The following is a 25,979-nucleotide window of genomic DNA, read 5'->3' on the forward strand; positions in this document are numbered from 1 at the left end:
CGCGTGTATGCAACCTGCAAGCTCTGTGCCGCCGGGGATGGAAGCCGCCTGCTGTCCTCGACGCAACACAGTTCAAAACATTCCCAGGGGTGCCGACTCCTTTGAGTGCTGGCAATGCAGCTACCTCGCCCGCTCTCAACCCGGGAAGAAGGCGATAAATGCATGAACGACGAAGGCATCAGTGGCTATCCGTGGCAAGGTTGAGTTTGGGGACACCAGTTCATCGACATCCGCTGAAGGCGTAGGCGTTACGCATTCGCCACGCTGATTTTCCAAGCTGCTTATTCCAGGCATCCGGCGGGCAGGTCGAAGCCCAGCACCCGGCACAGCAGCAGATGCCGGTCGGGGCGTCAAACAGTTGGGCACACCATGCCTTAGTTCACCGTCGAAACGGTGGCGGCGTCGGAGGGCACCCGAACCGGTCGGGGCGCGTCCTTGGTCTCTGTGGGTGCGGTGGCGATATCGGTTGGGATGTGGACGTTACCCGGAAGCTGCCGTGAGCCCTTAGCGGGTTCAGCGGGCGGGGCAACACACTTTCCGAGATAGCCGTCGTCTATGAAAATCCCGCCGGAGCCTTCACAGCAGACCCTATTGCCCTCCTTTTGTTGGTTGATGCTGTAATCCATTTGGTTACCAGAAGTCCCCTCCATGCAGCTGTCGTACAACTCGATGTCCCAAACTTTTTCGGCGGTTGCTACGGCAGGATAAGCCAGCGGGCTCGCACCAACGGCTAGTGCGCCAAGTAGCACCGCTGCGTACTTGAAGCGGCTCGGTTTGGGGCGGGTCGATTTGGTCATCGTGGATTCCTCTCAGCCTCTGTGAGAAATACTCCCGTGCCCGAGGGTGTGTCTGTAATCGCTGCTCAGCCAGATTCGTCTTCCGGCAAGGAAGGTTTAGCTATCCGCCAGGTAAGCAACCGGGGCCGGGGGATCACGAAGCCGCGACGAGACAGGATCCGCCAGATCGTGGATACCGCAGGGACGTTGGTGATGGTGTGGTCGCGGGCGAGGTGTTCGGCGATGGTGGCCGCGCTGGCGTCGTAGTCGGCTTTGTCCAACGACTTGCGCAACCGTACGATGCGCTTCTCAAGGTCGGCGCTGACCGCGTGCGGGTTGTGGTGCGGGCGGCGCGAGCGCGGTTCGAACGCCGCTTGCCCTTCGGCGCAGTAGCGCTTACATAGTTGCTGGACCCAGGTGCGGGAGACGCTGTAGTCGCGGGCGACTTCGCTTTTGCTGCGTCCTTCTAACACCACGGCGGTGATCACGAGTTGTGCCTTCGACATGGGCGCCTCCCACGACAGCTGAGGTGCCAACTATGTCTCGAGACAGCTGCCAACTATGTCGTGAAACCAGACACTGTCAGCCCGACAAATGGAAGCCCGCCGAGCGGGCTTCTTTTGTCGGGGGCCATGATGCTGGGAGCCGAAGCGCCCGCCGAGGTACGAGGCGGTCGCGCCGGCGGTTCCTGTCAGCCCGACTATTACCACCACAGGTCAGAGCGTTTTCTGGGCTGTGGAATCCCCGAACATCCGTTCAATCTGGCGGGTCTGACCACCCTTGGCCGGTAAAGACCCCGGTAGACGCCAATTTCGACGGGCGTCTATTTTGACCAACACAGAGTCAAGTGGTCCTCATGGTCGGCAAAGTGGTGAGCGCCCCTCGGTGGCCGACCGGTCGACCACCCTACGTTCGCCGGCCGCACGCTCGGATGAGTTGTTCGGCGCAGCGCCTGGTCCGGCAACCCGCGTCAACACCGAGCCTCTAGGGCGGCAACGTCGTTGGCCGACCGAGTGAATGTCAGCAAGCTTGCGGGTCGGGCAACGCGCACTGGCCAAAGCGCAAGGCATGCACCGCTTTTGACGGCGCAGCGGGCCAATGTTGCAGCGGTTCAAGCAGATCAACGGTGTCCGACCCGATGGGCGGCCTCCTCGGTTGCCACGGGACGCCGCTGTTCCCGCGGTCTTGTTCAGCCCGTTATGGTTTCGGCGGCCCCGCCTCGACGGCCCTGGCTCGCTCGATCTCGGGGCGCTGCACAGTCGCGGTAGCGATCAGCAGCCCTTGGTGAAGCCGCAGGGCACGGTCGCCTTCTCGGCGGGAGTCGCGATCGCGACGGGGGCCACTGTGGGAGGAGTGGTCGTTGTCGCAGTGTCACCGAGGGTCATCTCACCGCTGGACACGATCGGCACGGTGGTTGGCCCGGCTGCCTTCTCCTCGCCCATCGCCATCGTGAAGGCACCGGCGGCTATCAAGGCTGCTCCGGCTACCAGGGTTGTTCGCATCTTGATCGACTGCTGCATGGCTGTCCCTCCTGGTTTCTGTGATGCGCCTCCGTAGTACGTACGGATGACCTGAAAATCCCTCGTGGAACTGGACCGGCGCTGGATACGTTCTGGGAATCCGCTACGAATCTGACGCGGTGGGGAATCGACGGGGCGCCGACGTCAGAGAGCTCGTAGGCCGGCCAGGGTCCTACTGATGAGTTCGCGTCGTTCGTCGATTGTCATGGCGCCGCCGACGGGACCACGCACCCGCAGATAACCCTCCGACACCAGCTCGTCGACCAAGAATCGCGTCGCTCCGAGTGGCAGCGACAGCCGGGCGGCGATCTCCGCGACTGTGGTGCTGTGCGCACTCCACGTCAAAATCTGGCCGCGCACATCATGTCTCGGCCACCGCGGAGGATGCGGAGCCGGGTCGAGCGCCTCGATCGGCGCCTCCAGCGGCAGTTCGACGCCTGAGTCGATTCGGCCCGTGGCGACTGGCTCTTCGAACCAGTCCTGCTCCGTGGCGGGCGTGGCAATGCGTGGCTGGTAATTGCGCAGGAACCACAACGTCTGATCGGCGTGCACGGACGCGCGCACCTCGTTCGACACGACCTTCAGCACGGTGCGGTCGGTGTCGATGACGAACGTGGTCCGTCGGACAGGCAGCATTCGGGCTAGCAGGCCACGGCGCCGGGTGTGGCGGCTGTGTCGGGCCGCCTCACGCGCCAACACTGACTTCCGCAGCTTGGCGAACCGGCCCCGGCGCACACCGAAAAGCTCAGACACCACGCCGTCTTCGTCCGAGAGCAGCGGATAGTCGAAGGACCGTTGTTGGGCGAAGTGCGCCTGCCTGTCGACGGTGTCCGTACTGATGCCGACCCGATGAGCGCCGACTGCGGCGAACTCGCTGCCCAAGTCGCGAAAATGGCACGCCTGCGCGGTGCAGATCGGCGAGGACGCCAGCGGGAAGAAGAACAGCACGACCGGCCCGTCGGATAGCAGTGCGGACAGAGTCCGTGCCCGACCGGTGTGGTCGTACAACGTGAAATCAGGCGCCTTCTCGCCCGCAATCATCGGCAAAGACTAGCGCGGGGAGGCTAGTGGCGAAATCCTGTCGGCGATTTCTGGATTTCGCGCACGGCCTCGACGGCTGCTGGGTAGCGTCAGCGCGCCGTATGTAATGGATATAGAGGAAACAGGGTGGGCGAACGACGGAATCGACGCATGGTCGTCGGCGGTGCCGTGTTCATGGGGTTTCTGGTCCTCGTGCCGGCACAACAGGCAACCGCAGAACGGCCCGGTGCGGGCAACGTCGGCACCGCCGTTCACGTGGTGATCCACCAGTCCTTCCAACAAGTCGACGATCCCGACCAGTGCGTCGGGGCATCTACCGTCGCAACCATTCGCCGTGGATCATCCGTCCTTCTCTCCGAAGGCTCCGCCGCGAGCGACACCCCCAAAGTCGCGATCGGTCAGTTCTTTCGCTCCCGCCTGAAGGACGGCATGTGCGAGGCGCTCTACATCACGAGCGCGCCGACGCTGCCGACGTTCAACCTCCAATTCGTCGGCCCGGGAGGCGAACTGAGTCCGGCGTTCGGCCCGGTGGCGTCGGAGCCCGTAACCGATCAGCCCGGTATTCAGCAGGCGGTCCGCATCGACATGGAGTTCGAACCTCAACCGTGAAAGCCGTTGCCGCGCAACAGCTGATCAGTCACTGCGGATGGGTCGCCAGATAATCGACGGCAGGTATCGGTTCCGTCGCTGCGTAACCGATCGGCAGCAACACGTCACCTGCGGTCGTCGGGTAATAGACCTCCCACCGGTAGTAACCGGTGAACGCGGCCGGATCGATCGCCAGCACCGCCGCATAGTCGTTGACGGCCTGCACATACGCGTCGGAATTGTTGTATCGGTAGATGGCGTGGTCGCGGTCGTTGGCAAATCCGTTGGCGGCCAACATCCGACCCGCCGCCATGATGCTGTCGTGCGCTGAGTTGATGTCGCCGCCTGCGCCGTAGGCGGCGAACGTCGAAGGCATGAACTGCATGGGCCCCTGCGCGCCCGCCGTGCTGACGCCGTTGATGCGGCCGAAGCGCGTCTCGATCAAGTTGATCGCGGCCAGATGCGTCCACCCCACGCCCGACGCCGACTCCGCCTCGCGATAGTAGGCCAGCAGTTCCTCGGCAGGTGCAGGAGCTTCGATGTGCCAGGCCGGCAGGGTGTCGGTGGCGTGTGACAGCGCGCCCAGCTGCCGTCGCGCGTTCACGTTGCGGTCATAGACCTCGAGCATCGCCGCGGGGATTCGCGGCCGCGCAACCGCATCCCAATCCGGGTGGTGTCCAATCGCGCGGTACGCGGCCTGCTGGCGGCGCGCGGCAGCCGTCAGCGCAGCCTCCGATGCCGCCGCGTCATGCAATGTCTGCTCGTCGGCGACCAGGTCGTCGGCGATCTGCGCCGGGTCCGCGGCCAGCCTCGGTTGCGCGCCCTGAGGCGCCGCTGCCGCGGCGGCCGTCGTCTCGTCGAGCATGGTCGCGCGGGTAGGCGCCGCGGGAGCTGTCGTCGGTCTTGACGCGCTTGGCGGGGGAGCAGGCGAACAACCAACGGCCACCGCCGATATCGCCGCGACGGCCAGTGCAACGCCGCGTCTGCCGGTCACGAGCGCATCGAATCGAGGTAGTACGTTTCCTTACCCGTCGGATAGCCCCCGCCGTCGGTGGCGATGTGCACGTGGTCGAAATGGTTGGCCGTTTCGTTGCCATAGTCCGCGGTCCAACTCGGCGCGGCTTGAGCCGGGTAGAAGCCCTGCCGCCAAATCACATGCAGGACGCCCCATTTCTTCGCCATCGCCAGCGCAAACCCGGCGACCTGGTTACCCAACGCGATGCCCTCGTCGGAGTGGTAGTTGGGGATCATCACGTCGATCGCCAGACCGTTGGGATGCCACTTCAGCGGGTCCTGCCGAAACCCGCCGATGGTCTTGATCTCGGGGAACATCACGGCGATCGCGCGCGCCACCCAGATGGTGTGGATCTGCAAGCCGCTCTCCGGCGTGATTCCGGCGGGCAATGCGAACTGGAATCCTTGCCCGGCGACAGGCGCGCTCGCCGCCAACAACTCCGCCTCCGTCGGCGCCGCCACTTTCGGAGGGCTCGGTGGCGCGCTTTCCTGCACCGTCGGCGGTGTTGCCGCCCTCTGGGGCCGGGGTTCGCCGCTCTGGGCGTAGAACATGCCGCCGGCCAGCACGACCGACGCGCAGAGCGCCAGCCAGCGGCCGCGGCCGTTGGCTAACAGATTTACGCTCACGGCCAGCACCTTACTGCCGCAACCGGCGAGAAGTGGCTACCTTTGTCGAAGGTTGAGAGTTACGCGATCATCGGATCGATCTGTGCCCGCGGCACCAGAACCGCCAGCGCACCTGCCGAGTCCGGCAGCAGCACGCCCTGGTCGAAGAAGAAGATGATCCCGTCGTTGATCACCGCGAAATTCTGGTAGTTGTTCGGGTTGTAGAGCGCGGCCGGTGCGATCGGCAACGGCGGCGGGGGTGGCGGCGTGGTCGTCGTCGTGGTGGGTGTGGTCGTCGGGGTCTGCCCCGGCGTCGTGGGCGGCGCGGCGGGTGGCGGAGGCGCCAGTTGTTTCTCCAGTTCGGTTCGAACGATCGGCGCGACTGTCGTCAGCGGATCATCGACGCGCCACAGCGGGGTGTTGTTCTTGTCGTCCGGTGCGGCCGTCCAGACGATCGCCTTGCGGTAGCTCTGATCCCAGTTGAAGGCCTTGTACATGGTCTGCGGATGTCCGCCGCCGACATTCTGATAGACCTTGAACACCACCGCCTGGGTGCCGCGCGGGGGTATCGCCGAGTTGTACTCGGTCGGGGTGATGTTCAGCTCGTACGGCGTGTCGCGGGGCGCGCCGGACTTCGCGACGTTGAGGAATCCGTCGCGGGTCTGCGCGATGTAGTCGGCGATCGACTTCTGGTCGGGATAATCCAGCGGAATGCTGATATTGACGGTGTAGGCGGGGTCGTTGAGCTGGATCTCGCACGTCCTGCCCGTGTTGCCACCTTTGAGTTCGGCGCAGTAGTCCTTCGGCGCGGCCGTGGCCACACCGGGCGAGCCGAAAACGGCGACAGCCGCAATGAGGGCGGCCACGATGAGCATGCGCATGTCGAATCCCTCCGAGCAAACAGCGGCACCGCGCCGCGCACGAGACATTAGCGCGTATTACTACTCATCCGCTAAGTGCCCTGGCAGGGGCATGCTGGGAGCATGACGCTCACCAAGCCGACCTCCGGCGCGCGCACGGTCGCCGACAACACACCGGCCACCCGTGATCGCGCCGTCGATGTGGCCAGGCTGGCCGCGCTCGTCGTCGTCATGTTCGGCCACTGCGCGCTGCTACTGGCGACCATCGACACCGACGGGCTGCGCATCGGCAATCTCCTCGGCGCGATTCCTGCGCTTGCCCCGGTCACGTGGGTCGTCCAGGTGATGCCGCTGTTCTTCCTCGCCGGCGGTGCCGCGGGCGCGTATGGCTGGCGAGCCGGTACGCCTTGGGGCGCATGGCTTTTCACCAGGGCGCAACGGTTGTGCCGCCCGGTTTTCTGGTATCTCGCGGCGTGGTCGGCCGGGCTCATCGCGGCGCGAATGCTCCTCGGGGCGGAATCCGCAGCGGGACTCGGTCGGGAATCCGTTGCGCTGCTGTGGTTCCTCGGTGTGTATCTCGTGGTGCTCGGATTTGTTCCGGCCTTCACTCGGTTGCAGACAGCCCGCGGCGTCGCGATGGTGGTCGGGTCGCTATTGGCGGCCGCCGGGGCGGTCGACGCGATCCGGGTCGCGGCAGGCACCGCCGCCGCGGGCTCTGTGAACTTCCTCATCGTCTGGCTGATTCCTGTGGCGATCGGCGTGGGCTATGCGCGTCGACTGATCCCGGTCAGGGCCGCACTGGTCGTCGCCGCATGCGCACTGGGCGCACAGATCCTGCTCGCCCTCGTCGGCCCCTACGACACCTCCCTTGTCGTCACCGGCACCGAACAGATGTCGAACGTGTCACCGCCGACCCTGCTGCTCGCGTTGCACTGCACCTGGATGTCCTTCGCATTCGTCGCCTCTGCCGATGCCATCCGACGACTGGCTGCCCGGCCTCGCTTCTGGCGCCTCGTAGTCGTGGGCAACGGCGGAGCGATGACGCTGTACCTCTGGCACATCCCCGCGATCGCGGTGGCGGCCTTCACGCTGAACGCCGTCGGTCTGGACGCGTATGACGTTGATGCGCCGTGGTTTTGGGCCCGCCTCGCGCTGCGCGCGGTGGTTTTCGCAGGCATCATGGCCGTGGCATTCAAACTGCTGGTACCGCTCGAGCATCGTCAACTGCCGTGGTGGGATGCCCAAGCCTCCGCGACTGGCGCTCGCTCGACCACCGCAGGTGTGTTGATTTGCGTTGCGGGCGTTGCGCTTCTGCTGCTGGCGAAGGACGGTCTCGGCGACGCCACGGGGTGGACAGAGCTGGGGGGCTTCGTCATCGCCGCGGCGGCCGCGCGACTAACCGCTACGCTCCAAGCGCCGGCCCGATAGTGGTGTTCCAGGACTCCTGCAAGGCAATCCGGTTGTCAGATGACGGGTTCGACCGGAGCAGGCGGGGCGGCAGGGCCCGGCGGCACCGGACCGGTAGGCAGATGCGGTGTGGCGCCGGTGTTTTCGGCAGCGGGCGCCGGCGGTGTGATTGGTGCCGAGGCCGCCGTCAGGGGTGAGGGCGGCGGCGCTACCTGCGGTCCCGGAGCGGGGCCGGTGACAGGCGGCTGCGCGATAGCATCCGCGGCCCAACTCGCCTGTAGCTGATTCGCGGCGAATGTCGCGCCCTGGTCGGCCATTCCGCCGTCGACGTAGGTGTTGTGCGCCGAGAAACTCCTGCCACTGCTGTCGCAGACCAGGTCGTTGTCGACGCACAGGTCGACGGTCTTGCCGACATACTGCGGTCCGATGGTCACCGCCGGGTCGTTGATCGCACGCATGAAACGGGTCGACGGCTTGCCGAACAGGACGACCGCAGCGACGTGGTTGGCCACCTCGGGCGGCATCGGTGCCGGCACATCTGCGGGTGAAACCCCGTCGGGCACAACGTTGGCGGTGACGAAGCCCATGACAGCGGCGCCCTGCGAGAAGCCACCGAGCACCATCTTGGTCTTCGGGCAGTTCGCGGCGGTGGCGAGGATGTGCGCGCGTGCGTCGTTGATTCCGTCGACGGCGGTGGGGAAGTCGATGGTCGCGGGGTAGTCGACGGCGTAGACCCCGAGCGATTTTCCGACGGTTCGGGCGCGAAGTGCGTCGACGAAGGCCTCACCGGTCGGCCCTACTCCCGGGGCCTCGGTGGTGCCGCGGGCGAAGACGACTTCGGCGTCCGGGCACGGTATCGCCTCCGCGGACGGTGCGTGTGCGACCTGAATGGCCGACGTCGCCGCCGCCGCAACGCCGATCGACACGGCGAGAAGGCGTGACTTCACCGCCCTATGCTGACACACCTCACCGCCTGATGCGCGTCGGACGAACGGCCGTGCGGCCCCGCCGAATTTGCCGCGTTCCTGCAGTGCAGCAACGGCAGCGACTAACCGTGGCTTCGCCATGGCTGACCTCCCGACTCAACGATGTCATCTATGTCGTCACACAGTCGCCGGGTATTACGCCAACCCAGTAACTGCCAGCCTGGCCGAAGTGGATTGCAGGTGATTGTACGATCCGCACCGCCGCGAAACCTAGGTCGTAAGAACCTTCCTTAAGACTTGCTCATTCACAGCTAGCGAAGCTGCTACAGATGGGCTGGGCGCGTGGGAGTTTCGCCTAGCTAGATGCGATTGGCAGCGAAAGTAGCGGCCTGGTTGACCATTCCGGTCTGGATGTAGGCGCTGTGCGCACCCCAGTCCCAGCCGTCGGAACAGATCGGGTCGTTGGCCACGCACAAGTCGATGGTCTTCTCGGCGAACAGGGGGCCGATTCCCGGTAGCGGACCCGGCGACAACTGGTCGGCGAACGCACTTCGTGGAGCCCCGAAAAGCGCTGCTGCCGCGACGTGATCGGCGACCTGCGGCGGCAGCGCGCCGGTCGCCAGGTCGATCACGCCCGCACCCTGGGAATAGCCCCCGAGCACCAACCGGGTGGACGGACAGGCCGCAGCCATCGACTGGATGTGAGCGCTCGCATCGCGGGCGCCTGCGGGCGTACTCGTGTCGAAGTCACGGCTGGCGGGGTAGTCGACCGCGTACACCCCGACCGATCGGCCGGTCAATTGCGTACGAAGCGAGTCGATGAATGCGCCGCCGATGCCGCCGGGGCCCGCTGGCTCCGTCGTGCCGCGGGCGAACACGATCTCGACGTCAGGGCACGGCGCCGCATTCGAGGCGGAAACGGGCAGCGCGATCGCGGTGGCGGCCAGAACGCCGAGAAGGCAGATGCCGGGGCGAGAACTCGAGATGTCCATGCTGATATGTCGCGCAACGGGCCGCAAATGTCACAGGCCCGCGTACATCAATCCCGCGGGGTCGTATCTTCGGCGGACAGCGACGAGCCGCTCGAAGTTTCCGCCGAAGTAACGCGACACGGGCATATCGGCTTCTGCGTAGTTCACGTAGCCGCCGACCGAGTGTGCCCGCACTGCGGCATGCGCCTCGCCCAACCACCTCGTCGCCGTCGACACCGTCTCCGCTGACGGCTCGGTGTACCACTGCACGCACGCGAACTCCCCGCGCCACGGAAACGCGGTGTCCGCGGCTGAAACGTCGGCCACCGCGCCCGAAAGGGACTCCATCACCGCGGTCGCCGATCCGACGTCGTCGGGCCACGACGACATCGCGGCGACGATGGCGTCCGCGGCCGACGTCGTCGTGTCGCCGATGATGTCGGAACCGGCGAGAAACGAACGCGGCTGGGAAGCCTGGCTGCCGCCTTCGAAGTAGCGGACGAACTCCAAATGGCCGAGCGTGTGCACGGTGATGCTGGCGGGCTGGACACCGATGGCCGTGACCAAGTCACCGGCGGTGCCGCGGCCCTCGCCGGCCGGCGTCGCCAACACGACGGTGCAGCGTTGGGATCCCGCCCCTGCGGTGAGGTTGACCATGCCCCATACCGCGCGGTCGGCGCCGCGCATCCACTGCCGCCACCCGGCGATCGCCTGCGCGGCGGTGCCGTCGGGAACGACCATGGTGACCACGTCCCGGTCGGCGGTCGGAAACGTGCGGAACGTCATCGCGGTGACCACGCCGAGGTTCGCACCGCCGCCTCGCAATGCCCAGAACAGGTCGGTGTGGTCGCGCGCCGATGCGGTGACCGTCTCGCCGCTGGGCAGCACGACCGTGGCCGATGCCAACGCGTCACACGTCAATCCGCAACGCCGAGAATCGGATCCGAGCCCGCCGCCCAACGTCAGGCCGGCGATTCCGACGGTGGGGCAGCTGCCGCCCGGAACCGATCGTCCACGCGCAGCCAGGACCTCCTGTATCGAATCCAGGTGTGCCGCACCGGGAATCGTCACCCGGTCCTGGTCGAACGTGATGTCGCCGGGCATCTCGCGCAGATCGACGATCACGGCGTTGTCGGCGGCCGACGCGCCGGTGTAGGAGTGCCCGCCGCTGCGGACCGCGACCCGCAAGCCCTTGGCCTCCGCGAATCGCACTGTCTGCGAGACGTCGTCGGTGGGGACTTCACCGTCACAACGGCGACCGGCGCCGAGTCGGCGAACCTGGTGTTGAAAAGCCCCTTCGCCGTGCCGTATTCCGGGCTGGACGGGAGCGTTACGCGGCCGTCGATGGACTTGCCGAGAGCATCCCAGTCGCGCGGTCCGGTCGACTGCGGGGTCGGTGCGCTCGACGAGGGGGTGTTACAGCCGCTGACAAGCGCGCCGGAGGCGATGGTGCCGAGCGTGCCGCGCAGGAATGCCTGACGTGAGATATCCCGCGCCATGGCCGACGACGGTTGAGGTCAGGCGGCCCGTTCGAACAACGGCACCGCGCGCGCCACCTCGGAATTGCTCGTCCGCGGTCGGCGCGACCGCCGCGTGTGCAGCGACACCAGCGAGCCCGAACGCACCACGCCCAACGGGCCTTGGCGGGCGAACCGGGCGATCGCGGTGCTGCGCACCGTGAGTGCGGCCTTCGCCTGCCGGTAGCCGACCCGGATGCCCGCCGCGCAGATGATCAGCAGTCCTCCGATACCGGGAAGCGCGAACGCCGCGAGCGCCGTCAGCGATGCCGGCGCCAAGACCGCCCTGACGGTGTGCTCGAGGAAGGACAGCGCGCCCGCGGGAGCGGTGACCTCGGTGGCCATCGGCGCGGTGCCGGCGAGCGCCAAGTCGGCGTCCAGCCCTGCCGTGGCAATTCCGCCAAGCGCTGCGGGCGCGATGACGTCACCGCTCAACGGCAGCACATCAAGTGGTGAAACCGGCAGGATCGGCGACGCATCAGGCGGCGTCGGTGCCGGCGGGCCCGCCGGGCTCGTCCCGGTCACGGTGGTCAAGCCCAACCCGGAGCCGACGTTCACCGGCTGCACGATCGGCGCGTTGATTCCCGGGAACACGAGCATCGAGTAGAGGTCACCGGGGACCTGCGCGAGCGGAGCGACCGCGTCGTTGACGGAAATCAGCATGTTCTGCATCGACGTGATCACGTCGGTGACCGGGGTTTCGGACGTGGGCAACGCCGCGAGTACGCCAGGTACCGTCATCGCGACACCGGCGACTTTGGCCATCGCGGTGGGCACGGGCTGCAAGGCCTTCAGCGTCGGTCCGATCAGATCGGTGGGGTGATTGGCGGACGCTGTACTCGGCGGCGCGGTGTGGGTCACCGACGGGGCCGGAGTGGACTCCGCGGCGGCGAACACCTTCGCCTCAGGTGCGGTGGCCTCGGCGGTGGCTGGGGCCACCTCTTCGGACTCCGACGTCGCAGCGACGGGCTCCGCGGCGACGGTGGTCGGCGTCGCCTTCACGATGACCGGCCTCTGAACTGGCTTGCTCATCGCGTGAAGTTTCTTCAGCACGTCCTGGATGGCGCGACTGATCGGCGACTTCGGAGTCGAGGACGTGGCGGCGGTGGCGGCTGTGGTAGTGGAGGTGCTGACGGGCGCGAGGCTGGGACTTGCCGTCTCCACGCCCTGACTCTGAGTGGCGGTGCCTGCGGATTCGTCAGCCGAGGCGATCGCACCGCCGGCGCTTCCGACGAGGAGACCGGTCGTGAGCACGCAGACACCCGCTGCGCGGCGCAATTGCGTCGAAATCTTGATCTCCTCCCACCAGCAAGCGATCTCGTCGGTAGGTAACGTGCGACATTCTCGCACAGTTTTCCTCCCCAATTCACACGATTGTGCAGGCAATCGGCCCAGATGAGAATAGGTAGCAAACAATTTTTATGGCGGGTCCGAAAATGAGCTTTGTCGGGCTCCCCGCACAGCGCACGAAATGGGTTTGCTGCCGACGGCACGTCCGGCAGCTATCTTCGTCGGCGCTGGGGTGGCAGCGGTCGGTCGGCCTGCTCGGAGTAGCCGGGCGAACGGCACTGACGAGCCAGTTTCTTCGCGAGCGTAAATAAATACGTTTGAATCACAGCAGCGTCACGGCATTCCGCAGGGAAATCGGAAATTCGTTTCGGCTCTGTTCGCATATGCGCGACGGTAACCCTGCAAACCGCCCTCAAGATCAATGCGACTGGCGGCCTATCTACGAGCAAGTTTGCCAGCTCCCGCGTCGCGGGCATGCGGCCGTCCGCAAGCGATTCTTGGCGATCATTGCGAGTTCAACCCTCGGAGGCGCCGGTGAACACTGATAGGACTACCCGCCATGGCTTTCGTTCAGTTCAGTGGCGTGACGTATCACGACCCCAGCCTCGCGTTCGGCTGCTATGTCCTCTACAGCGGCGCTGACGGTGTCACCCGGCTGATCGACCTGAACGGCGTCGTGCACAACGAGTGGCCGCATCCCGGCGTGCCTGCCCGCATCATCGATCCTGCGCTCAACGGCGGACGGGTCGGCGACATCGGTCTGCAACTGACGCAGTTGGCGGATTCGCCGGGCGGCATCTACGGCAACCGCACCGTCGGCCAGCTGACGTGGACCGGCGAGAAGGTCTGGGAGTGGGGCGTCGAAGCCCCTGGCGGCGCGGCCCGACAGAATCACGACTGGGAACTGCTGGAGAACGGCAATCGGCTCATCCTGGTGGCGATCCCGCGCGAAGTACCCGCTCTCGGCCCGCACGTCGTGGGTGATCAGGGAATCTACGAGGTGGCTCCCGGCGGGCGCATCGTCTGGCAATGGCGAGCGGGTGACCACCTCGACGAATTCGGTTTCACGCCCGAAGGATTCGAGTATCTGCGCAAAACCGTCGCGCGCCACCCTGGTGATGTCTGGGGATACCTCGAGATCAACAGTGCCAAGACGTTGGGGCCGAACCGTTGGCACCGCGATGACCCCGACACGGTGTTTGCCCCCGACAACATTCTGATCAGTTCGCGGAAAGCCAATACAGTCGCGCTGATCGACCGGTCCACAGGTCGGATCGTGTGGCGTCTGGGGCCGTACTTCGAGGCCGAACCCGGCGCCGAGCATCAGCGGATCAACAGGCATGCTCTGCCTCGACCTCTCGACCAACTCTCGGGTCAGCACAACCCGCATCTCATCGGCGAGGGGTTACCCGGCGCCCGGAACCTGCTCGTGTTCGACAACCAGGGTGGGGCGGGGTATCCGCCTGCGCCGCTTGGGATTTACGCGGGGTCGCGAGTCCTGGAGATCGACCCGATGACCAGAAACATCGTGTGGCAGTACACCGCTGAGGATTCCGGGCGCCCACCGTGGACGTTCTTCAGCTCATTCGTCAGCAACGCGCAGCGCCTGCCGAACGGAAACACGTTGATCACCGAGGGCATGCACGGCCGGATCTTTCAGGTGACGCAGGACGGTCAGGTGGTGTGGGAGTACCTGACTCCGTATGAGGATTACGCCGTCGCGGGGGAGCCTGAGGTCAAAGTGTCGACGGTCGACGGTGTCGACCGTCCCACGCTCACCCGGATGATCTACCGCGCGCAGGCCGTGCCGTTCGAGTGGGTGCCCAGCAAATCATGAACGGACGTCGGACGCAGAGCGTACGGGGGGTGAACTCGCTCCACGCGGCCGGCGAAGCAGCGGCAGGCGAGTTTCCATATGGAACGTCAATATTCACCAGCGGGGCGATCGGGTAACGCCATCTGGCTGCAACTCGATAAACGCTGCAAGTCGTTGCGCCCGCCGTCTGGAGACGACGAGATGACGGGTGAGAGTGAGCAAACTATGCTCGCTTCGGGTGAGCGCTTGACCCGCGACGGCGAATGGGTTTCGCGACGAGAGTGGAGCCAAAGTGCAATCAGTGCTGGGACTGTCCGTGACGTCCACCAGCGTCGGCTGGGTGCTGCTCGACGGACAAGGCTCCGATCCCGCAGTTCTCGACCATGACGTGTTCGATGTGCAGTCCTCCGTGAACGGCGCCGACGCCGCCACGGCACCGCACACGGCGGCGGCGCGCGGCGCGCAAGCCATCGCGGCGGCCAGCGGGCACAAGGTGGGCTCCGTTCATGTGACCTGGACACAGGAGGTCGAGGCGGGCTCCGCTGCTCTGCTGAACTCGTTGGCGGACTTGGGCTTCGACAACGTGCACGCGGTTCCCATCAGCCGGGCCGTGCAATTCTGGGGTATCGAAACGGGACAGCAAAGCGAGCACGCCAAGTCCGGGCTGTGCATTCTCGAACCCAATGCGGCGACGATGATGGTCATCGCCACTGGTGCGGGCACCGTGCGTACCGCTGTCACGGACCACCTCGAGTCCGCCGAGGATGTCGTCGAGTGGCTACGGACGGTGTTCCGTAAGGATGGCTGGCTGCCTGAAAGTCTGTACCTCGTTGGGGCGCATACCGATTTGGATGAGCTCACGCAGGCCGTTGCTGACGCGTTGCCCATCCCCGTGTCTGATTCGGTTGACACCCAGCTGGCGCTCGCGCGTGGGGCAGCACTGGCCACGGTGGAGCCGACCGTCAGCGGTTCGGTACAGGCCACCGAGGCGCCGCCCGAAAAGCCTTGGCGGATAACGCGTCCGAAGAAGCACGTCGCACCGGCGGCGGAGCCCGTCGTCGACACCGAGGCGACCATGGTCATCGCGACACCACGCGTCAAGTCCGCGAAGCACGACCGGCCGTGGACGCGCGCACACGCCAAGAAGCTGACCATCGGGGCCGCTGCCGTGGCGGTTTTCGGCGCGGCACTCTCGCTTGCCGCGGGTTCGGCGCTGAACGTCGAAACCGACACCGCACAGGCTGCGGACACCTCGAGTGCCCACCCCGTGCCCGCGCAGGCGACGACGTTGCCCGTTCCGGCGCTTCAACCGCTGGCCGCCGTTCCGCCACCCGCGCCGCCGCCCGCACCGGAAACCGTGCCGGTTCCTGCCGCGCAGGCTGCGATCAGCACACCGGAATCGACCGCCGTTCCGGTTCCGCACCCGACACCGGAACCGATTGTGCATCCGACCCCGTCCGCATCGCCGAGCACCCCGGTTCCGGTCACCGCGCCGGTTTCGACGTCACCTGAGGCGGCACCCCTCGCGGCACCGGTTGCGCCGCCACCCGCTGCGCCCGTCCCGAATCCGCCGGTGGCTGCCCCTGGGCCTCTCGTCGCTGGAGCACCTGAGGTGATTCCGCCGGCCTTCGGGCCGCCTCCGGGTCCCGTCGGGCCTGCTGCTCCTGGTCCCGTCGTCCCTGCTGCTCCTGCAGACGCCGGAGCACCGCAACCGCCCCCACCGGATCCCATCCAGCAGGCCCTGAGCCCGCTGTTCAGCGGGCTGCCCTAGGGCTTGACGCCGATGGTGATCAGGTCCGACAGCAGCTGAGTCCACACCGGACGGTGCACGCGGTGCTGATCTTCGACGCGGAAGCCCGCGTCTGCGAACAACTTTCGCATCTCGGCCGGCGTCGGATTGTGGGCCGGGTTCAGTCGATTCGCGGATAGCCGGTGCAGCGGCAGCCGCTGGCGCGGACTCAATGTCGCCACCGCCGTCAGGCCGCCTGGGGCAAGGACGCGATGGAATTCACGCAACGCGGCCGGCTGATCGAAGAAGTGAAACGCCGAAGTCGTGACGACCGCGTCCAGCGTGCCGTCCTCGAACGGCAAATGCTCCGCAGGCCCCTTGCGCCACAGCACCTTCGACGTGCGTGCTCGTGCCTGGGCGAGCATGCCATCGGACATGTCGATGCCGTAGACCTCGTCAGGATCCAACTCGTCCGCGATCCGGGCGGCGAGAATGCCTGTGCCGCACGCAACGTCGGCGATCCGACGGGCGCCGCGGCTGCCGAGCACCGCGATCACCTCGTCCTGCGCCGGGCGGTATACCCACTGCTGCAAGGCAGGCGAGTCGTACAGCGGCGCCGCGAGACTCCAGAACCGCGTGACCGCGTCGTTGAGCGTTCGTCGGGGCGCCGACGTCACCAAGTCCAGACCGTGGGGTCGGTCGGCGGGTAGTTCATGCAGATGTCGGTGCCGTGCGCGGCGACACCCTTGTTGTTGAAGAACAGCTTGGCCCAGTTGCCCCAACGCGTCGCCACCTGCTCGTAGTACACGTTGGTCGCGGTGTTCTCCGAATACTGCCGCCGGCCAGCGTAATCCAACGAGAAGAACCAGTAGATGCGGTCACGCGCGGCGTCCTGAACGTCGGCGGGCCGGTTCTTGTAGTCGGTCATGTACCGCTCGTAGTAGACCGGTTCGACGTCCCGCACGGCCGCCATGTACTGGTCGACGGTGCACGTGGTCTTCAGGATGCGGTTGGGAATCGGGTAGTCGTCGCTGGCATCGGCCGAGGCCACCGCTGGCAGGGCCACCGCCGCCACGCTGACCGCAACCGCCGCGACACTCGCTTTGCTGAACATGTCTGACTCCTTACTGGTGGGCGGCGGCGTCGAGCACCGGCAGCTTATCTGGGCAGTAGGTGCGAAGCGACGCGCCGAGGAACTGCCATGCCTGTTCGGTGGTGCTGCCCTTGGGTAGTTGCAGGAAGACGAACTTCGCCGACTTGTCGGCGTCCGCATCCTGCCCGTTGTTCAGCCGCTTACACGTGATCTTGCCGATCCACGCGTTGTAATCCTTCTGGCCGTAGATGCCGTATGTGTGGAGTTCGTTCGCGAAGTCCGTGTCGGGGTCGGCGTGGGCCGGAGCAGCGAACACCAGGGCGGGCGCCACCGCCGCGGCGGCCAGCGTAGCGAGTCTCATTCCCTTCATTACACACCTATCTAATTGGACCCGTTGGGTTTTCGTCGTCGGCACCGCTGGCGCCGACGCGGACCGGGGATTCAGCCGAATGCCGCGCCGGCTTCGGCCATGGTGATGGTACGGGCCGCGTCCGGACATTCTGCGGCCACCAGAACCAGCGGCCCATCAGGGCCGCGATCGACGGCGTCATGAACGACCGGATCACCAGGGTGTCGAACAGCAGGCCCAGTCCGATCGTCGTACCCACCTGACCCACCACTATCAGGTCGCTGACCACCATCGACATCATGGTGAACGCGAACACCAGGCCCGCCGAGGTGACCACCGCGCCGGTGCCCGCCATCGACCTGATGATGCCCGTCTTGATGCCCGCGGGTATCTCTTCCTTGAATCGGGACACCAGCAACAGGTTGTAGTCGGAGCCCACCGCCAGCAGGATGATCACCGACATCGCCAGGATCATCCAGTGCAGCGGTATGCCCAGGATGTGTTCCCAGATCAGCACGGACAATCCGAAGGACGTACCCAAAGACAACAGCACCGTGCCGACGATGACCGCCGAGGCGATCACCGCCCTGGTCAGCAACAGCATGATGATGAAAATCAGGCAGAGCGACGAAATCCCGGCGATCAGCAGGTCCCAGTTCGAACCCTCCTGCATGTCCTTGTAAGTGGACGCCGTTCCCGCCAGGTAGATCTTCGAGCCCTCCATTGGCGTGCCCTTGATCGCCTCGAATGCCGCGTTCTTGATCTGCGGGATCAGCGCGATGCCCTCTGGAGTCGCGGGGTCACTCTCGTGAGAGATGATGAACCGCACGGCCTTTCCGTCGGGGGAGACGAACATCTTCATGCCCCGTTTGAAATCGGGGTTGTCGAAGACTTCCGGCGGCAGATAGAACGAGTCGTCGTTCTTGGATGCATCGAACGCCTGGCCCATCGCGCCCTGGTTCTCCTGCATCGCCTTCATCTGGTCCTGCTGGCTCTTCTGACTCTGATACATGGTCAGCGTGATGTGCTGCATGCTCTTCATCGTCTCGATCATCGACGGCATCAGAGCCACCATCTGGGGCATCAACGTGTCCAGCTTCTCCATGTCGGGAAGCAGGTTCTTGATGTCGTCGGTCATCGTGTCGATGCCGTCGAGGGTGTCGAAGATCGATCTGATCGACCAGCAGACCGGGATGTCGTAGCAGTGCGGTTCCCAGTAGAAGTAGTTGCGCAGCGGCCGGAAGAAATCGTCGAAATCGGCGATGTGGTCGCGCAATTCCTCGATGTCGACCGTCATGCCCTTCATCTTGGTGACCATGCTGTGCGTGGTGGCCGCCATCTGCACAGTGATGTTCTGCATCCGTTCCATCGTGTCGATGGACGTCTGCATGTCGTTGGCCTGCTTCAGCATGTTGTCCATGACTTTTTGCATGTAGTCCTGATTCATCTGCTGGCTGGTGCCCTGCATGCTGATCAGGAACGGGATCGAGGTGTGCTCGATCGGGGTGCCTTCCGGACGGGTGATGGACTGCACCCGTCCGACGCCGGGGACGTGGAAGATGCTCTTGGCGATTCGGTCGATCACCAACATGTCCGCCGAGTTGCGCACGTCATGGTCGGTTTCAACCAGCAGCATCTCCGGATTCATCCGGGCCTGCGGGAAATGCCGGTCCGCGGCCGCGTAGCCGAGGTTCGCCGGAATGTCCTTGGGCAGATAGTTGCGGTCGTTGTAGCTCGGCTTGTACGACGGCAGGGCCAGCAACCCGATCAGCGCCAGCGCCACCGACGCGGCGAGAATCGGTCCCGGCCAACGCACCACCGCGGTGCCAACGCGTCGCCAGCCGCGGGTCTTCATCGCGCGCTTCGGGTCGAACAAACCGAACCGGCTGCACACCGTGAGCAGGGCGGGCGCCATGGTCAACGCGGCCGCCACCGCGACGAGCATGCCGATGGCCAACGGGATGCCCAGCGTCTGGAAATACGGGAGTCGCGTGAAAGTCAGGCAGAACGTCGCGCCTGCGATGGTCAGGCCCGAGCCCAGGATCACGTGCGCGGTGCCGTGATACATCGTGTAGAACGCGGTTTCGCGGTCCTCGCCGTTCTCCCGCGCTTCGTGATATCGGCCGACGAGGAAGATCGCGTAGTCGGTGCCCGCGGCGATGGCCAGCGTGGTGAGCAGGTTGACCGCGAACGTCGACAAGCCGATCAGTTCGTAGTAGCCAAGGGTGGCAACGATTCCCCTGGCCGCCGCCAACTCGATGAACATCATCACCAGGACCAGCAGGACGGTGACGATGGACCGGTAGACGAACAACAGCATCACGAAGATCACGGCGATCGTGATCATGGTGATCAGCTGGATGCTCTTGTCGCCGGCGTGCTGCTGATCGGTCATCAGGGGTCCGGGCCCGGTGACATAGGCCTTGATCCCCGGCGGCGGCGGAGTGTCTGCCACGATCTTGCGAACGGATTCGACGGATTCGTTCGACAGGCTCTCGCCCTGGTTGCCTGCCAGGTAGACCTGGACGTAGGCGGCCTTACCGTCGGCGCTCTGTGCGCCGGAGGCGGTCAGCGGATCGCCCCAGAAATCCTGAATGTGTTCGACATGGGTTTTGTCGGTCTCGAGCTTGTCGATCAGGGTGTCGTAATACTTGTGGGCCGCATCGCCGAGCGGCTGGTCGCCCTCCAGCACGATCATCGCCGAGCTGTTGGAGTCGAATTCCTGGAAGGTCTTGCCGACCCGCTGCATCGCCTCCAATGAGGGTGCGTCGTTGGGCGCCAACGACACCGCGTGTGCCTCGCCGACCTTCTCCAATTGCGGGGCTACGACGTTGACGATGACCGTCAGTGCGATCCAGCCCAGGAGGACCGGCACGGCGAACAGCCGGATGAAGCGCGGGATGATCGGAGGCGCGCCGATATGCGTGTTACTCATTCGGCGACCTCGCAGGCTCGGTCACCGAATTCTGTGCCGATGATTCGCTCGCAAGCTTTGCTCATGCCGATTTCACCAAGCAGAACGTCTGGGCGTTCACGCCGTCAGTGGTCCTCTCGTCTTTGACCACGCCGTCGACGGTGATCCGGCAGGTGATGCTGTTGCCGTCACTCTGGGCGATGATGTTGGGGCTGGCCGCGGGCGCGGTGGTCGTCAGGGTCAGCTCCCACGGCAGCGGGGCATTCAGTGCCTTCTGCGGTTGGGCGTCCAGATCGAGGTAGTTGATCGTGGCGGTGCTGCCGTTGCCGAAGATCTCGTATTTGACGACCTTGGGGTTGAACGGCTCGGGGTCGTTGACGAGGCCTGCGCCCGGCTTGGTGAGCACGGTGTGCCCGAAGAAGCCGCGGAACCGGTCCACGACGAACACCGCGATGACCACCACCAGCAGGATGACCAGCACGACCCAACTGCGCTTGGCGAAACGCAACATCAGACGATTCGCTCCCGACCCTCGCTACTCATTTATGCCCTCTTCTAATGCCTGTTCACGGCGCTGCGGCTATAACTTAGCCGGTATAACTTCTCATCGCGAAACAATTACCTCAAGTAATTGTGCTGCTGGTCACCTCCTGGCCACTTGACGGCGCTGGGTCACTCGACTGCGCCGGCGGCTGATCCCAAACCGGCATTTCGAAACGCTCCAGACAGCGCTCGATGAAGGCGGTGGCCTCCTCGTGGCCGTGCGTGATGCCGAGTCCCTGCTCATGCATCACCATCCGGGCCAGGCCACCCATGATCATCGACATGACCACCGGCGGGAACTGCTCGAGGTCCACGCCGCGGGCCTTCAACGCCAGCGTCACCACGCCTTCTTCCAGGTCACGGAAGCGCATGGCGTAGGCCGAGATCTCGCTGCGGATGGCCTTACGATGATTGGCCATCGCGAGGAACTCGGTGAAGAGTTGAGCGTCGGTCGCGCTGTTGAGCAGCCACAACGCGTGCAGTGGCTGCGCATCGGCGATCGCCTCGCGTTGACGCTGCAGATTGTGCTCGGCCTTGTCGCGCAGCACGGCGACGAACAGGTCGTCCATGCTGGGGAAGTAGTAGTGCACCAACGCGGGCTTGACCCCGGCCTTGGCGGCGACCCGCCGCGACGTCGCCGCCGCATAGCCCTCGTCGAGCATGATTTGGGCGGTCGCCTCGATCAGGGCCTCCCGTGTCGCCTCACGCCCGACGCGTGGCTGCTCGTCAGCGGGCTTGCTCGACATGAAGGCAGACTAACGGTTGGGCGACCGCCCAACAACTGCTACGTGCTAGCCCTGTGGCGGCGGCAGAAGTGCGTCGAGCTGACCCAGGGCGTCGCCGAGTGCATCCGCGCGATCCACGCTCTCGGCGAGCCTGCGCCCGACGGCACAGCCGAGCACGAACGTCGAAAGCGGCGTCATCTTGCGCTCGACCCGGTGCGCGACATCGCCTGCCGCACCGAGCAGTTTCGTCATCTCGTCGGACGTGAGGGGCTCCTCGCCGAGAGCGCGCGCGAGTTCGTCGATCCAGTTGTCCATGGGTTCAGTATCGGTGCCGCATCGGTGCAGAACTTGCTATTTTTGCAAAGATACGAGCTCGCGCCAAAGGGTGATGTCGTTGACCGAAGTGGACTGGACACCGTTTCGGATTCCGTGGGCGGTGCAGGCGGTGGATCGAATCCCCAAACAGCGCTACTACGACTCCGAGTTCTATGCGCGCGAAGCGGAGTTGTTCTGGCCGCGGGTGTGGCAGATGGCATGCCGACTCGAGGAGATACCGTCGCGGGGAGATTTTGTGGAGTACGAAATCCTCGACCAGTCTGTCATCGTGGTGCGAGTCGACGATGACGACGTCCGCGCCTTCTACAACTCGTGCCGTCATCGCGGTATGAAGATCGTCGAAGGCTGCGGGTCGCGCCGCAACTTCGTCTGCCCGTTTCACGGGTGGTGCTGGAGCCTCGACGGCGCCAACACCTTCGTGCTGCGGCCCGAGATATTCGACGAAAGCAACCTGGCGGCAACCGATCTCGCGTTGGTCTCGGTTCGGTGCGAGCTGTGGGGTGGCTGCGCGTGGATCAACCTCGACGAGGATGCGCCGCCGTTGCGGGAGTGCATCGAGCCGTTCGCGTCCCGCCACGACGAGTGGAAAGTCGGCGCGTTGCGCACCGAATGGTGGAAATCGTGCCTGCTACCCGTCAATTGGAAGCTGGCAACGGCAGCCTTCATGGAGGGCTATCACGTCCCACAGACCCACCCGCAGTTGCTGCCGTCGTCGCATCGCCCCGACGACGCACCGGTGCACCCGCTCATCGAGACCAGTTTGCACTTCATGCGCACGCTGGGTTCCGGCATGGGCGGCATGACCCACGAGAACGACGTGCGGATCGCCGAAGGGCTGCAGAACATGTCGCTGCCCGACGACCCCGCAGCGGCGATGGCGGCCTGGCGCGGCGCGGTCAACGACGCGGTCACGGCGTGGCACCGGGCCCGCGGATGTGACTTTCCGGACCTCAATGACCTGGATCGTCGCGGAGTGATCGACCCGATCGGGTTCTGCTTCCCGCACTACTTCATCCTGCCGCAGTACAGCAGCGCCTCGTCGTATCGCATCCGGCCGCTGGGACCGGAACAGACACTCTTCGAGATCTGGTCGCTCACCCGTTATCCGAACGACCGCTCGCCGGGTAAGCCGACACCGCCGCAACCGCTGGCGCCCGATGACCCCAGCTGGCCGACCATCCCGGCCCAAGACTTCTCCAATTTGCCGCGCCAACAAAAAGGCCTGCACGCCAGGGGATTTGACTTCATGCGCCTGTCGACTCAGGTCGAAGGGCTGATCTCGAACTTCGAGCGGGTGATCGATGCCTTCCTCGCCGGAGTGCCTTACGACCAACTTGTCGGCGCAATCCAGAAGACGAACACGACCATCGACGTGCCCATCGCCGACCTCGGGCTGCGCGCATGATGACTTGGGACAAGTCCGTCGACCTTCTCATCGCGGGCAGCGGCGGCGGCGGAATGGTCGCTGCGCTGGCTGCTCTGGATTCGGGGATCGAACCGCTCGTCGTCGAGAAGCAGGACCTCATCGGCGGGGCCACCGGAATGTCGGGCGGCATGGTGTGGCTGCCGAACAACCCGTTGATGGTCGCCGACGGGATTCCCGATTCGCATGAAGACGGGATGGCGTACTTCGACTCCGTCGTCGGCGACATCGGGGAGGCATCGTCGATCGCGCGCCGCGAGATGTTCCTGACCGCGGGTCACCAGATGATCGAGTTCCTGCTCGGCAGGGGCATTCGGCTCGTGCGGTGCCCCGGTTACACCGACTACTACCCGAATCACAAGGGCGGCAACACAGCCGGCCGTTCGGTAGAGGGCATTGCATACGATGCGGCAGCGTTGGGAGCATGGAGTGACAAGGTCCAGACGATGGACAAGAACTGGAACCGTGGATTCGTGGTGAAGACCAGCGAATTGCGCTCGGTGCAGTACTTCAACCGGTCTCCGCGCGCGTTCGGCATCGCGATGAGGGTCTTCCTGCGGACCTGGGCCGCGAGGCTGCGTCGGCGCACGATGCTCACCAACGGTGCGTCGATCATCGGTCAGATCCTCGAGGCGCTGATCTCCGAAAGTGGCGAACCGCCGGTGTGGACGAACACCGCGATGGACGATCTGATCGTCGAGGACGGTCGCGTCGTCGGCGCCAGCGTCACTCGGGACGGCACGCCTTTGCACATCGAAGCGCGGCGGGGCGTCCTGCTCGCGGCGGGCGGGTTCAGCCGCAACGCCGACATGCGCCGCCAGTACAGCGGTGATCAGCCCAACGAAGCGAAGTGGTCGCTGTCCAACGCTGGCGACACCGGTGAAGTGCTGCAGACGGCGATGCGGTTGGGCGCCAAGACCGACCTGCTGGACGAGGCGTGGTGGCTGCCTTCGGTTTTCGTCGCAGACCCCCGCGCCCGCGCACTCGGGCAGGGCAGGCAGCGGCCGGGCGCCATCTACGTCGACGGCACCGGCAGGCGGTTCTGCAACGAGGCGAACTCCTACGTGGAGGTCGGCAAGGCGATGTACGCCGCCAAGGCCGTCCCGTGCTGGCAGATCTGCGACGAAGGGTTTGTGCGACGGTATGTCTCAGGCGCCAATCCACTGCAGACGCGTCGGCTGCCCGAAGAGGTGATCGAGTCCGGCGCCGTCGTGCGGGGGGACACGCTGGCAGAACTCGCACCCCAGATCGGCGTCCCCGCTGAGGCTTTGGAGCAGACGATCGACCGCTTCAACGAATTCGCGGCCAAGGGCCTGGATCCCGACTTCGGTCGCGGGCAGTCGGCATACAACATCTGCCTTGGCGATCCGGGGTACAAGCCGAACGCCGCGCTCGGGCCCATCGATCGTCCGCCGTACTACGCCGCCAGGGTGTTCCCGGCCGACGTCGGCACATGCGGGGGAGTGATCACGAATGAGCACGCGCAGGTGCTCGACCGCGACGATCGGGTGATCGACGGGCTGTATGCGACCGGGAACATCACCGCCACCGTGATGGGCAGGCACTATCTGGGCGCGGGCGGCAGCATCGCCAACACCATGGTGTTCGGTTATGTGGCCGCCCGCCACGCCGCGGGGGGCTGACTTTTCCTGCGCGAGCAGACGCAAAGTGTCCTATTTTCGCGGCGTGTCGGGACCTTTTCCGTCTGCTCGCGTGGAGAAATCCCGTGGTGTCAAGCCTGACTCGATGAGTTCGGCGCGGCGGGCCTGCACATCGGAGGCCGCGCCGACCATGTTGGTCAGGATGTGGCTGACTTGCAGGTGCACCCGCATGCCCATCAACTCCCACGCCCGCTTCACGTTGTTCTTGACCGCCATCAGCGTGGTCAACGGGATCTGGCCGATCTTGCGCGCCATCTCCTCGACGGTGTCTTCGAGCGCGTCGCGCGGCACCACCTTGTTGAGCAGTCCCCAGTCGAGCGCTTCCTGCGCGGAAAGCGTTGGCGCCAAGAGCAACCAGTCCATGGTGCGATGCCAGTTCATCATCAGCCACGGCTCGATCATCGTGTGTCCGCCGGGTTCGCCGAGGCTCTGCGCGAGCGGCATCTGAAAGTACGCATCCTCCGATGCGACGCAGAAGTCGGTCAGCAGACCCAGGTAGATGCCGCCGCCCATGCAGTAGCCGTGGATCTGCGAAATGGTCGGCTTCGGAAACTCCCACAGATAAAGCGTCGGCCACAGGAACAAGTCGGCGGTGCCCTTGTACAGATCTTCGAAGGTGTCGCCGAAGTTCGGATACGGGTTCTCTTCGGGGCCCCAGCGCGCGACATGCCCGCCGCAGAAGCCGTTGCCGTTGGCCTTCAGTATCACGACTTTGATGTCGCAGTCATGGTCGGCCTCGTGTAGGCAGGCGTCGACCTCCTGCACCAGTTGCGCGTCTTTGGTGTTGGCCTTCTCGGGGCGGTTCAGGATGATCCGCGCGATCGGTGGCTCGCGCTCGTAGATCACCGATTCCAGGGTGCGTCGCTCGATAGTC

Annotated in this window: 26 protein-coding genes; 7 read left to right on the forward strand and 19 right to left on the reverse strand. The window is 65.2% G+C overall.

Going from position 1 to position 25,979, the window contains the following annotated elements:
• Positions 1-374: 374 nt before the first annotated feature.
• From C1A30_RS02200 to C1A30_RS36410, 4 genes are all read right to left on the reverse strand, one after another.
• Positions 375-797, reverse strand: a complete 423-nt coding sequence (locus C1A30_RS02200) for a hypothetical protein (protein ID WP_142392533.1) — start codon at positions 795-797, stop codon at positions 375-377.
• A gap of 65 nt (positions 798-862) precedes the next feature.
• Positions 863-1,282, reverse strand: coding sequence for a helix-turn-helix domain-containing protein (locus C1A30_RS02205; protein WP_235009619.1), 420 nt, complete (start codon positions 1,280-1,282; stop codon positions 863-865).
• Between the two features lie 765 nt (positions 1,283-2,047).
• Complete coding sequence (locus C1A30_RS02210; RefSeq protein ID WP_101946663.1) at positions 2,048-2,296, reverse strand: hypothetical protein; 249 nt, start codon at positions 2,294-2,296, stop codon at positions 2,048-2,050.
• Between the two features lie 144 nt (positions 2,297-2,440).
• Positions 2,441-3,337 carry a peroxiredoxin gene (locus C1A30_RS36410; RefSeq protein ID WP_101946664.1) on the reverse strand — a complete coding sequence of 299 codons (897 nt, stop codon included), beginning with the start codon at positions 3,335-3,337 and terminating at the stop codon, positions 2,441-2,443.
• A gap of 150 nt (positions 3,338-3,487) precedes the next feature.
• Here C1A30_RS36410 and C1A30_RS02220 point away from each other — a divergent pair, with 150 nt between their 5' ends.
• Positions 3,488-3,946 (forward strand): hypothetical protein, encoded by a 459-nt coding sequence (locus C1A30_RS02220; RefSeq protein ID WP_101946665.1) that lies wholly within the window; start codon positions 3,488-3,490, stop codon positions 3,944-3,946.
• 28 nt (positions 3,947-3,974) lie between these two features.
• On the opposite strand, the gene C1A30_RS02225 is transcribed toward C1A30_RS02220, so the two are convergent.
• From C1A30_RS02225 to C1A30_RS02235, 3 genes are read right to left on the reverse strand one after another with little or no spacing between them, the layout of a single operon-like run.
• The gene (locus tag C1A30_RS02225; RefSeq protein WP_101946666.1) at positions 3,975-4,919 is read right to left on the reverse strand and encodes a lytic transglycosylase domain-containing protein; all 945 of its coding nucleotides are present in this window, start codon (positions 4,917-4,919) and stop codon (positions 3,975-3,977) included.
• Positions 4,916-5,575 (reverse strand): glycoside hydrolase, encoded by a 660-nt coding sequence (locus tag C1A30_RS02230; RefSeq protein WP_101946667.1) that lies wholly within the window; start codon positions 5,573-5,575, stop codon positions 4,916-4,918. Before C1A30_RS02230 ends, C1A30_RS02225 begins: the two co-directional genes overlap by 4 nt.
• Before the next feature lie 50 nt (positions 5,576-5,625).
• A complete protein-coding gene (locus tag C1A30_RS02235) occupies positions 5,626-6,426 on the reverse strand; it encodes an RsiV family protein (RefSeq protein ID WP_101946668.1) in 801 nt (266 codons plus the stop codon).
• A 102-nt stretch (positions 6,427-6,528) separates the two neighbouring features.
• Between C1A30_RS02235 and C1A30_RS02240 the strand changes: the two genes are divergently transcribed.
• Positions 6,529-7,833 carry an acyltransferase gene (locus C1A30_RS02240; RefSeq protein WP_101946669.1) on the forward strand — a complete coding sequence of 435 codons (1,305 nt, stop codon included), beginning with the start codon at positions 6,529-6,531 and terminating at the stop codon, positions 7,831-7,833.
• Positions 7,834-7,868: 35 nt separating this feature from the next.
• On the opposite strand, the gene C1A30_RS02245 is transcribed toward C1A30_RS02240, so the two are convergent.
• The 3 genes from C1A30_RS02245 to C1A30_RS02255 all read right to left on the reverse strand — a co-directional run bounded on the left by C1A30_RS02245 (position 7,869) and on the right by C1A30_RS02255 (position 10,897).
• Positions 7,869-8,759, reverse strand: coding sequence for a cutinase family protein (locus C1A30_RS02245; RefSeq protein ID WP_235009621.1), 891 nt, complete (start codon positions 8,757-8,759; stop codon positions 7,869-7,871).
• A 338-nt stretch (positions 8,760-9,097) separates the two neighbouring features.
• The gene (locus tag C1A30_RS02250; protein WP_101946671.1) at positions 9,098-9,730 is read right to left on the reverse strand and encodes a cutinase family protein; all 633 of its coding nucleotides are present in this window, start codon (positions 9,728-9,730) and stop codon (positions 9,098-9,100) included.
• Between the two features lie 30 nt (positions 9,731-9,760).
• Entirely contained in the window at positions 9,761-10,897 is a 1,137-nt protein-coding gene (locus C1A30_RS02255; RefSeq protein WP_235009622.1) for an FAD-binding oxidoreductase, read from the reverse strand.
• Here C1A30_RS02255 and C1A30_RS35950 point away from each other — a divergent pair.
• Positions 10,868-11,188: a hypothetical protein gene (locus C1A30_RS35950; RefSeq protein WP_235009623.1), complete on the forward strand. Its 321-nt coding sequence runs from the start codon at positions 10,868-10,870 to the stop codon at positions 11,186-11,188. The two genes, C1A30_RS02255 and C1A30_RS35950, sit on opposite strands and share 30 nt — an antisense overlap.
• Positions 11,189-11,226: 38 nt before the next feature.
• Here C1A30_RS35950 and C1A30_RS02260 read toward each other — a convergent pair whose 3' ends face one another.
• Positions 11,227-12,258: a hypothetical protein gene (locus C1A30_RS02260; protein ID WP_142392534.1), complete on the reverse strand. Its 1,032-nt coding sequence runs from the start codon at positions 12,256-12,258 to the stop codon at positions 11,227-11,229.
• An 817-nt stretch (positions 12,259-13,075) separates the two neighbouring features.
• Here C1A30_RS02260 and C1A30_RS02265 point away from each other — a divergent pair.
• Positions 13,076-14,353 (forward strand): aryl-sulfate sulfotransferase, encoded by a 1,278-nt coding sequence (locus C1A30_RS02265; RefSeq protein ID WP_101946673.1) that lies wholly within the window; start codon positions 13,076-13,078, stop codon positions 14,351-14,353.
• Positions 14,354-14,633: 280 nt separating this feature from the next.
• Positions 14,634-16,103 carry a hypothetical protein gene (locus C1A30_RS02270; RefSeq protein ID WP_101946674.1) on the forward strand — a complete coding sequence of 490 codons (1,470 nt, stop codon included), beginning with the start codon at positions 14,634-14,636 and terminating at the stop codon, positions 16,101-16,103.
• On the opposite strand, the gene C1A30_RS02275 is transcribed toward C1A30_RS02270, so the two are convergent.
• From C1A30_RS02275 to C1A30_RS02305, 7 genes are all read right to left on the reverse strand, one after another.
• Positions 16,100-16,738, reverse strand: coding sequence for a class I SAM-dependent methyltransferase (locus C1A30_RS02275; RefSeq protein ID WP_101946675.1), 639 nt, complete (start codon positions 16,736-16,738; stop codon positions 16,100-16,102). The genes C1A30_RS02270 and C1A30_RS02275 overlap by 4 nt on opposite strands.
• Complete coding sequence (locus C1A30_RS02280; protein WP_101946676.1) at positions 16,735-17,175, reverse strand: DUF5078 domain-containing protein; 441 nt, start codon at positions 17,173-17,175, stop codon at positions 16,735-16,737. Before C1A30_RS02280 ends, C1A30_RS02275 begins: the two co-directional genes overlap by 4 nt.
• Before the next feature lie 10 nt (positions 17,176-17,185).
• Positions 17,186-17,515 carry a DUF732 domain-containing protein gene (locus tag C1A30_RS02285; RefSeq protein WP_101947575.1) on the reverse strand — a complete coding sequence of 110 codons (330 nt, stop codon included), beginning with the start codon at positions 17,513-17,515 and terminating at the stop codon, positions 17,186-17,188.
• Positions 17,516-17,531: 16 nt separating this feature from the next.
• Positions 17,532-20,438 (reverse strand): RND family transporter, encoded by a 2,907-nt coding sequence (locus C1A30_RS02290; protein WP_101946677.1) that lies wholly within the window; start codon positions 20,436-20,438, stop codon positions 17,532-17,534.
• Positions 20,439-20,499: 61 nt separating this feature from the next.
• Positions 20,500-20,928 carry an MmpS family transport accessory protein gene (locus tag C1A30_RS02295; protein ID WP_101946678.1) on the reverse strand — a complete coding sequence of 143 codons (429 nt, stop codon included), beginning with the start codon at positions 20,926-20,928 and terminating at the stop codon, positions 20,500-20,502.
• Positions 20,929-21,040: 112 nt separating this feature from the next.
• A complete protein-coding gene (locus C1A30_RS02300; protein ID WP_101946679.1) occupies positions 21,041-21,706 on the reverse strand; it encodes a TetR/AcrR family transcriptional regulator in 666 nt (221 codons plus the stop codon).
• A 45-nt stretch (positions 21,707-21,751) separates the two neighbouring features.
• Complete coding sequence (locus C1A30_RS02305) at positions 21,752-22,000, reverse strand: DUF6457 domain-containing protein (RefSeq protein ID WP_101946680.1); 249 nt, start codon at positions 21,998-22,000, stop codon at positions 21,752-21,754.
• A gap of 79 nt (positions 22,001-22,079) precedes the next feature.
• Here C1A30_RS02305 and C1A30_RS02310 point away from each other — a divergent pair, with 79 nt between their 5' ends.
• Together C1A30_RS02310 and C1A30_RS02315 are read left to right on the forward strand one after the other, a co-directional pair.
• Entirely contained in the window at positions 22,080-23,426 is a 1,347-nt protein-coding gene (locus tag C1A30_RS02310; RefSeq protein ID WP_101947576.1) for an aromatic ring-hydroxylating dioxygenase subunit alpha, read from the forward strand.
• A complete protein-coding gene (locus C1A30_RS02315; protein WP_101946681.1) occupies positions 23,423-25,087 on the forward strand; it encodes an FAD-binding protein in 1,665 nt (554 codons plus the stop codon). Before C1A30_RS02310 ends, C1A30_RS02315 begins: the two co-directional genes overlap by 4 nt.
• Before the next feature lie 30 nt (positions 25,088-25,117).
• On the opposite strand, the gene C1A30_RS02320 is transcribed toward C1A30_RS02315, so the two are convergent.
• A complete protein-coding gene (locus C1A30_RS02320; protein WP_101947577.1) occupies positions 25,118-25,975 on the reverse strand; it encodes an enoyl-CoA hydratase-related protein in 858 nt (285 codons plus the stop codon).
• Positions 25,976-25,979 lie beyond the last annotated feature (4 nt).

This window comes from Mycobacterium sp. 3519A (assembly GCF_900240945.1).
Taxonomy (GTDB): domain Bacteria; phylum Actinomycetota; class Actinomycetes; order Mycobacteriales; family Mycobacteriaceae; genus Mycobacterium.

Excerpts from the sequence above, each read along its gene's own strand:
- C1A30_RS02200 (WP_142392533.1), bottom strand. The coding sequence starts at position 797 with ATGACCAAATCGACCCGCCCCAAACCGAGCCGCTTCAAGTACGCAGCG.
- C1A30_RS02205 (WP_235009619.1), bottom strand. The coding sequence starts at position 1,282 with ATGTCGAAGGCACAACTCGTGATCACCGCCGTGGTGTTAGAAGGACGC.
- C1A30_RS02210 (WP_101946663.1), bottom strand. The coding sequence starts at position 2,296 with ATGCAGCAGTCGATCAAGATGCGAACAACCCTGGTAGCCGGAGCAGCC.
- C1A30_RS36410 (WP_101946664.1), bottom strand. The coding sequence starts at position 3,337 with ATGATTGCGGGCGAGAAGGCGCCTGATTTCACGTTGTACGACCACACC.
- C1A30_RS02220 (WP_101946665.1), top strand. The coding sequence starts at position 3,488 with ATGGTCGTCGGCGGTGCCGTGTTCATGGGGTTTCTGGTCCTCGTGCCG.
- C1A30_RS02235 (WP_101946668.1), bottom strand. The coding sequence starts at position 6,426 with ATGCGCATGCTCATCGTGGCCGCCCTCATTGCGGCTGTCGCCGTTTTC.
- C1A30_RS02240 (WP_101946669.1), top strand. The coding sequence starts at position 6,529 with ATGACGCTCACCAAGCCGACCTCCGGCGCGCGCACGGTCGCCGACAAC.
- C1A30_RS02250 (WP_101946671.1), bottom strand. The coding sequence starts at position 9,730 with ATGGACATCTCGAGTTCTCGCCCCGGCATCTGCCTTCTCGGCGTTCTG.
- C1A30_RS02260 (WP_142392534.1), bottom strand. The coding sequence starts at position 12,258 with ATGAGCAAGCCAGTTCAGAGGCCGGTCATCGTGAAGGCGACGCCGACC.
- C1A30_RS02265 (WP_101946673.1), top strand. The coding sequence starts at position 13,076 with ATGGCTTTCGTTCAGTTCAGTGGCGTGACGTATCACGACCCCAGCCTC.
- C1A30_RS02280 (WP_101946676.1), bottom strand. The coding sequence starts at position 17,175 with ATGTTCAGCAAAGCGAGTGTCGCGGCGGTTGCGGTCAGCGTGGCGGCG.
- C1A30_RS02285 (WP_101947575.1), bottom strand. The coding sequence starts at position 17,515 with ATGAGACTCGCTACGCTGGCCGCCGCGGCGGTGGCGCCCGCCCTGGTG.
- C1A30_RS02290 (WP_101946677.1), bottom strand. The coding sequence starts at position 20,438 with ATGAGTAACACGCATATCGGCGCGCCTCCGATCATCCCGCGCTTCATC.
- C1A30_RS02295 (WP_101946678.1), bottom strand. The coding sequence starts at position 20,928 with ATGTTGCGTTTCGCCAAGCGCAGTTGGGTCGTGCTGGTCATCCTGCTG.
- C1A30_RS02300 (WP_101946679.1), bottom strand. The coding sequence starts at position 21,706 with ATGTCGAGCAAGCCCGCTGACGAGCAGCCACGCGTCGGGCGTGAGGCG.
- C1A30_RS02305 (WP_101946680.1), bottom strand. The coding sequence starts at position 22,000 with ATGGACAACTGGATCGACGAACTCGCGCGCGCTCTCGGCGAGGAGCCC.
- C1A30_RS02315 (WP_101946681.1), top strand. The coding sequence starts at position 23,423 with ATGATGACTTGGGACAAGTCCGTCGACCTTCTCATCGCGGGCAGCGGC.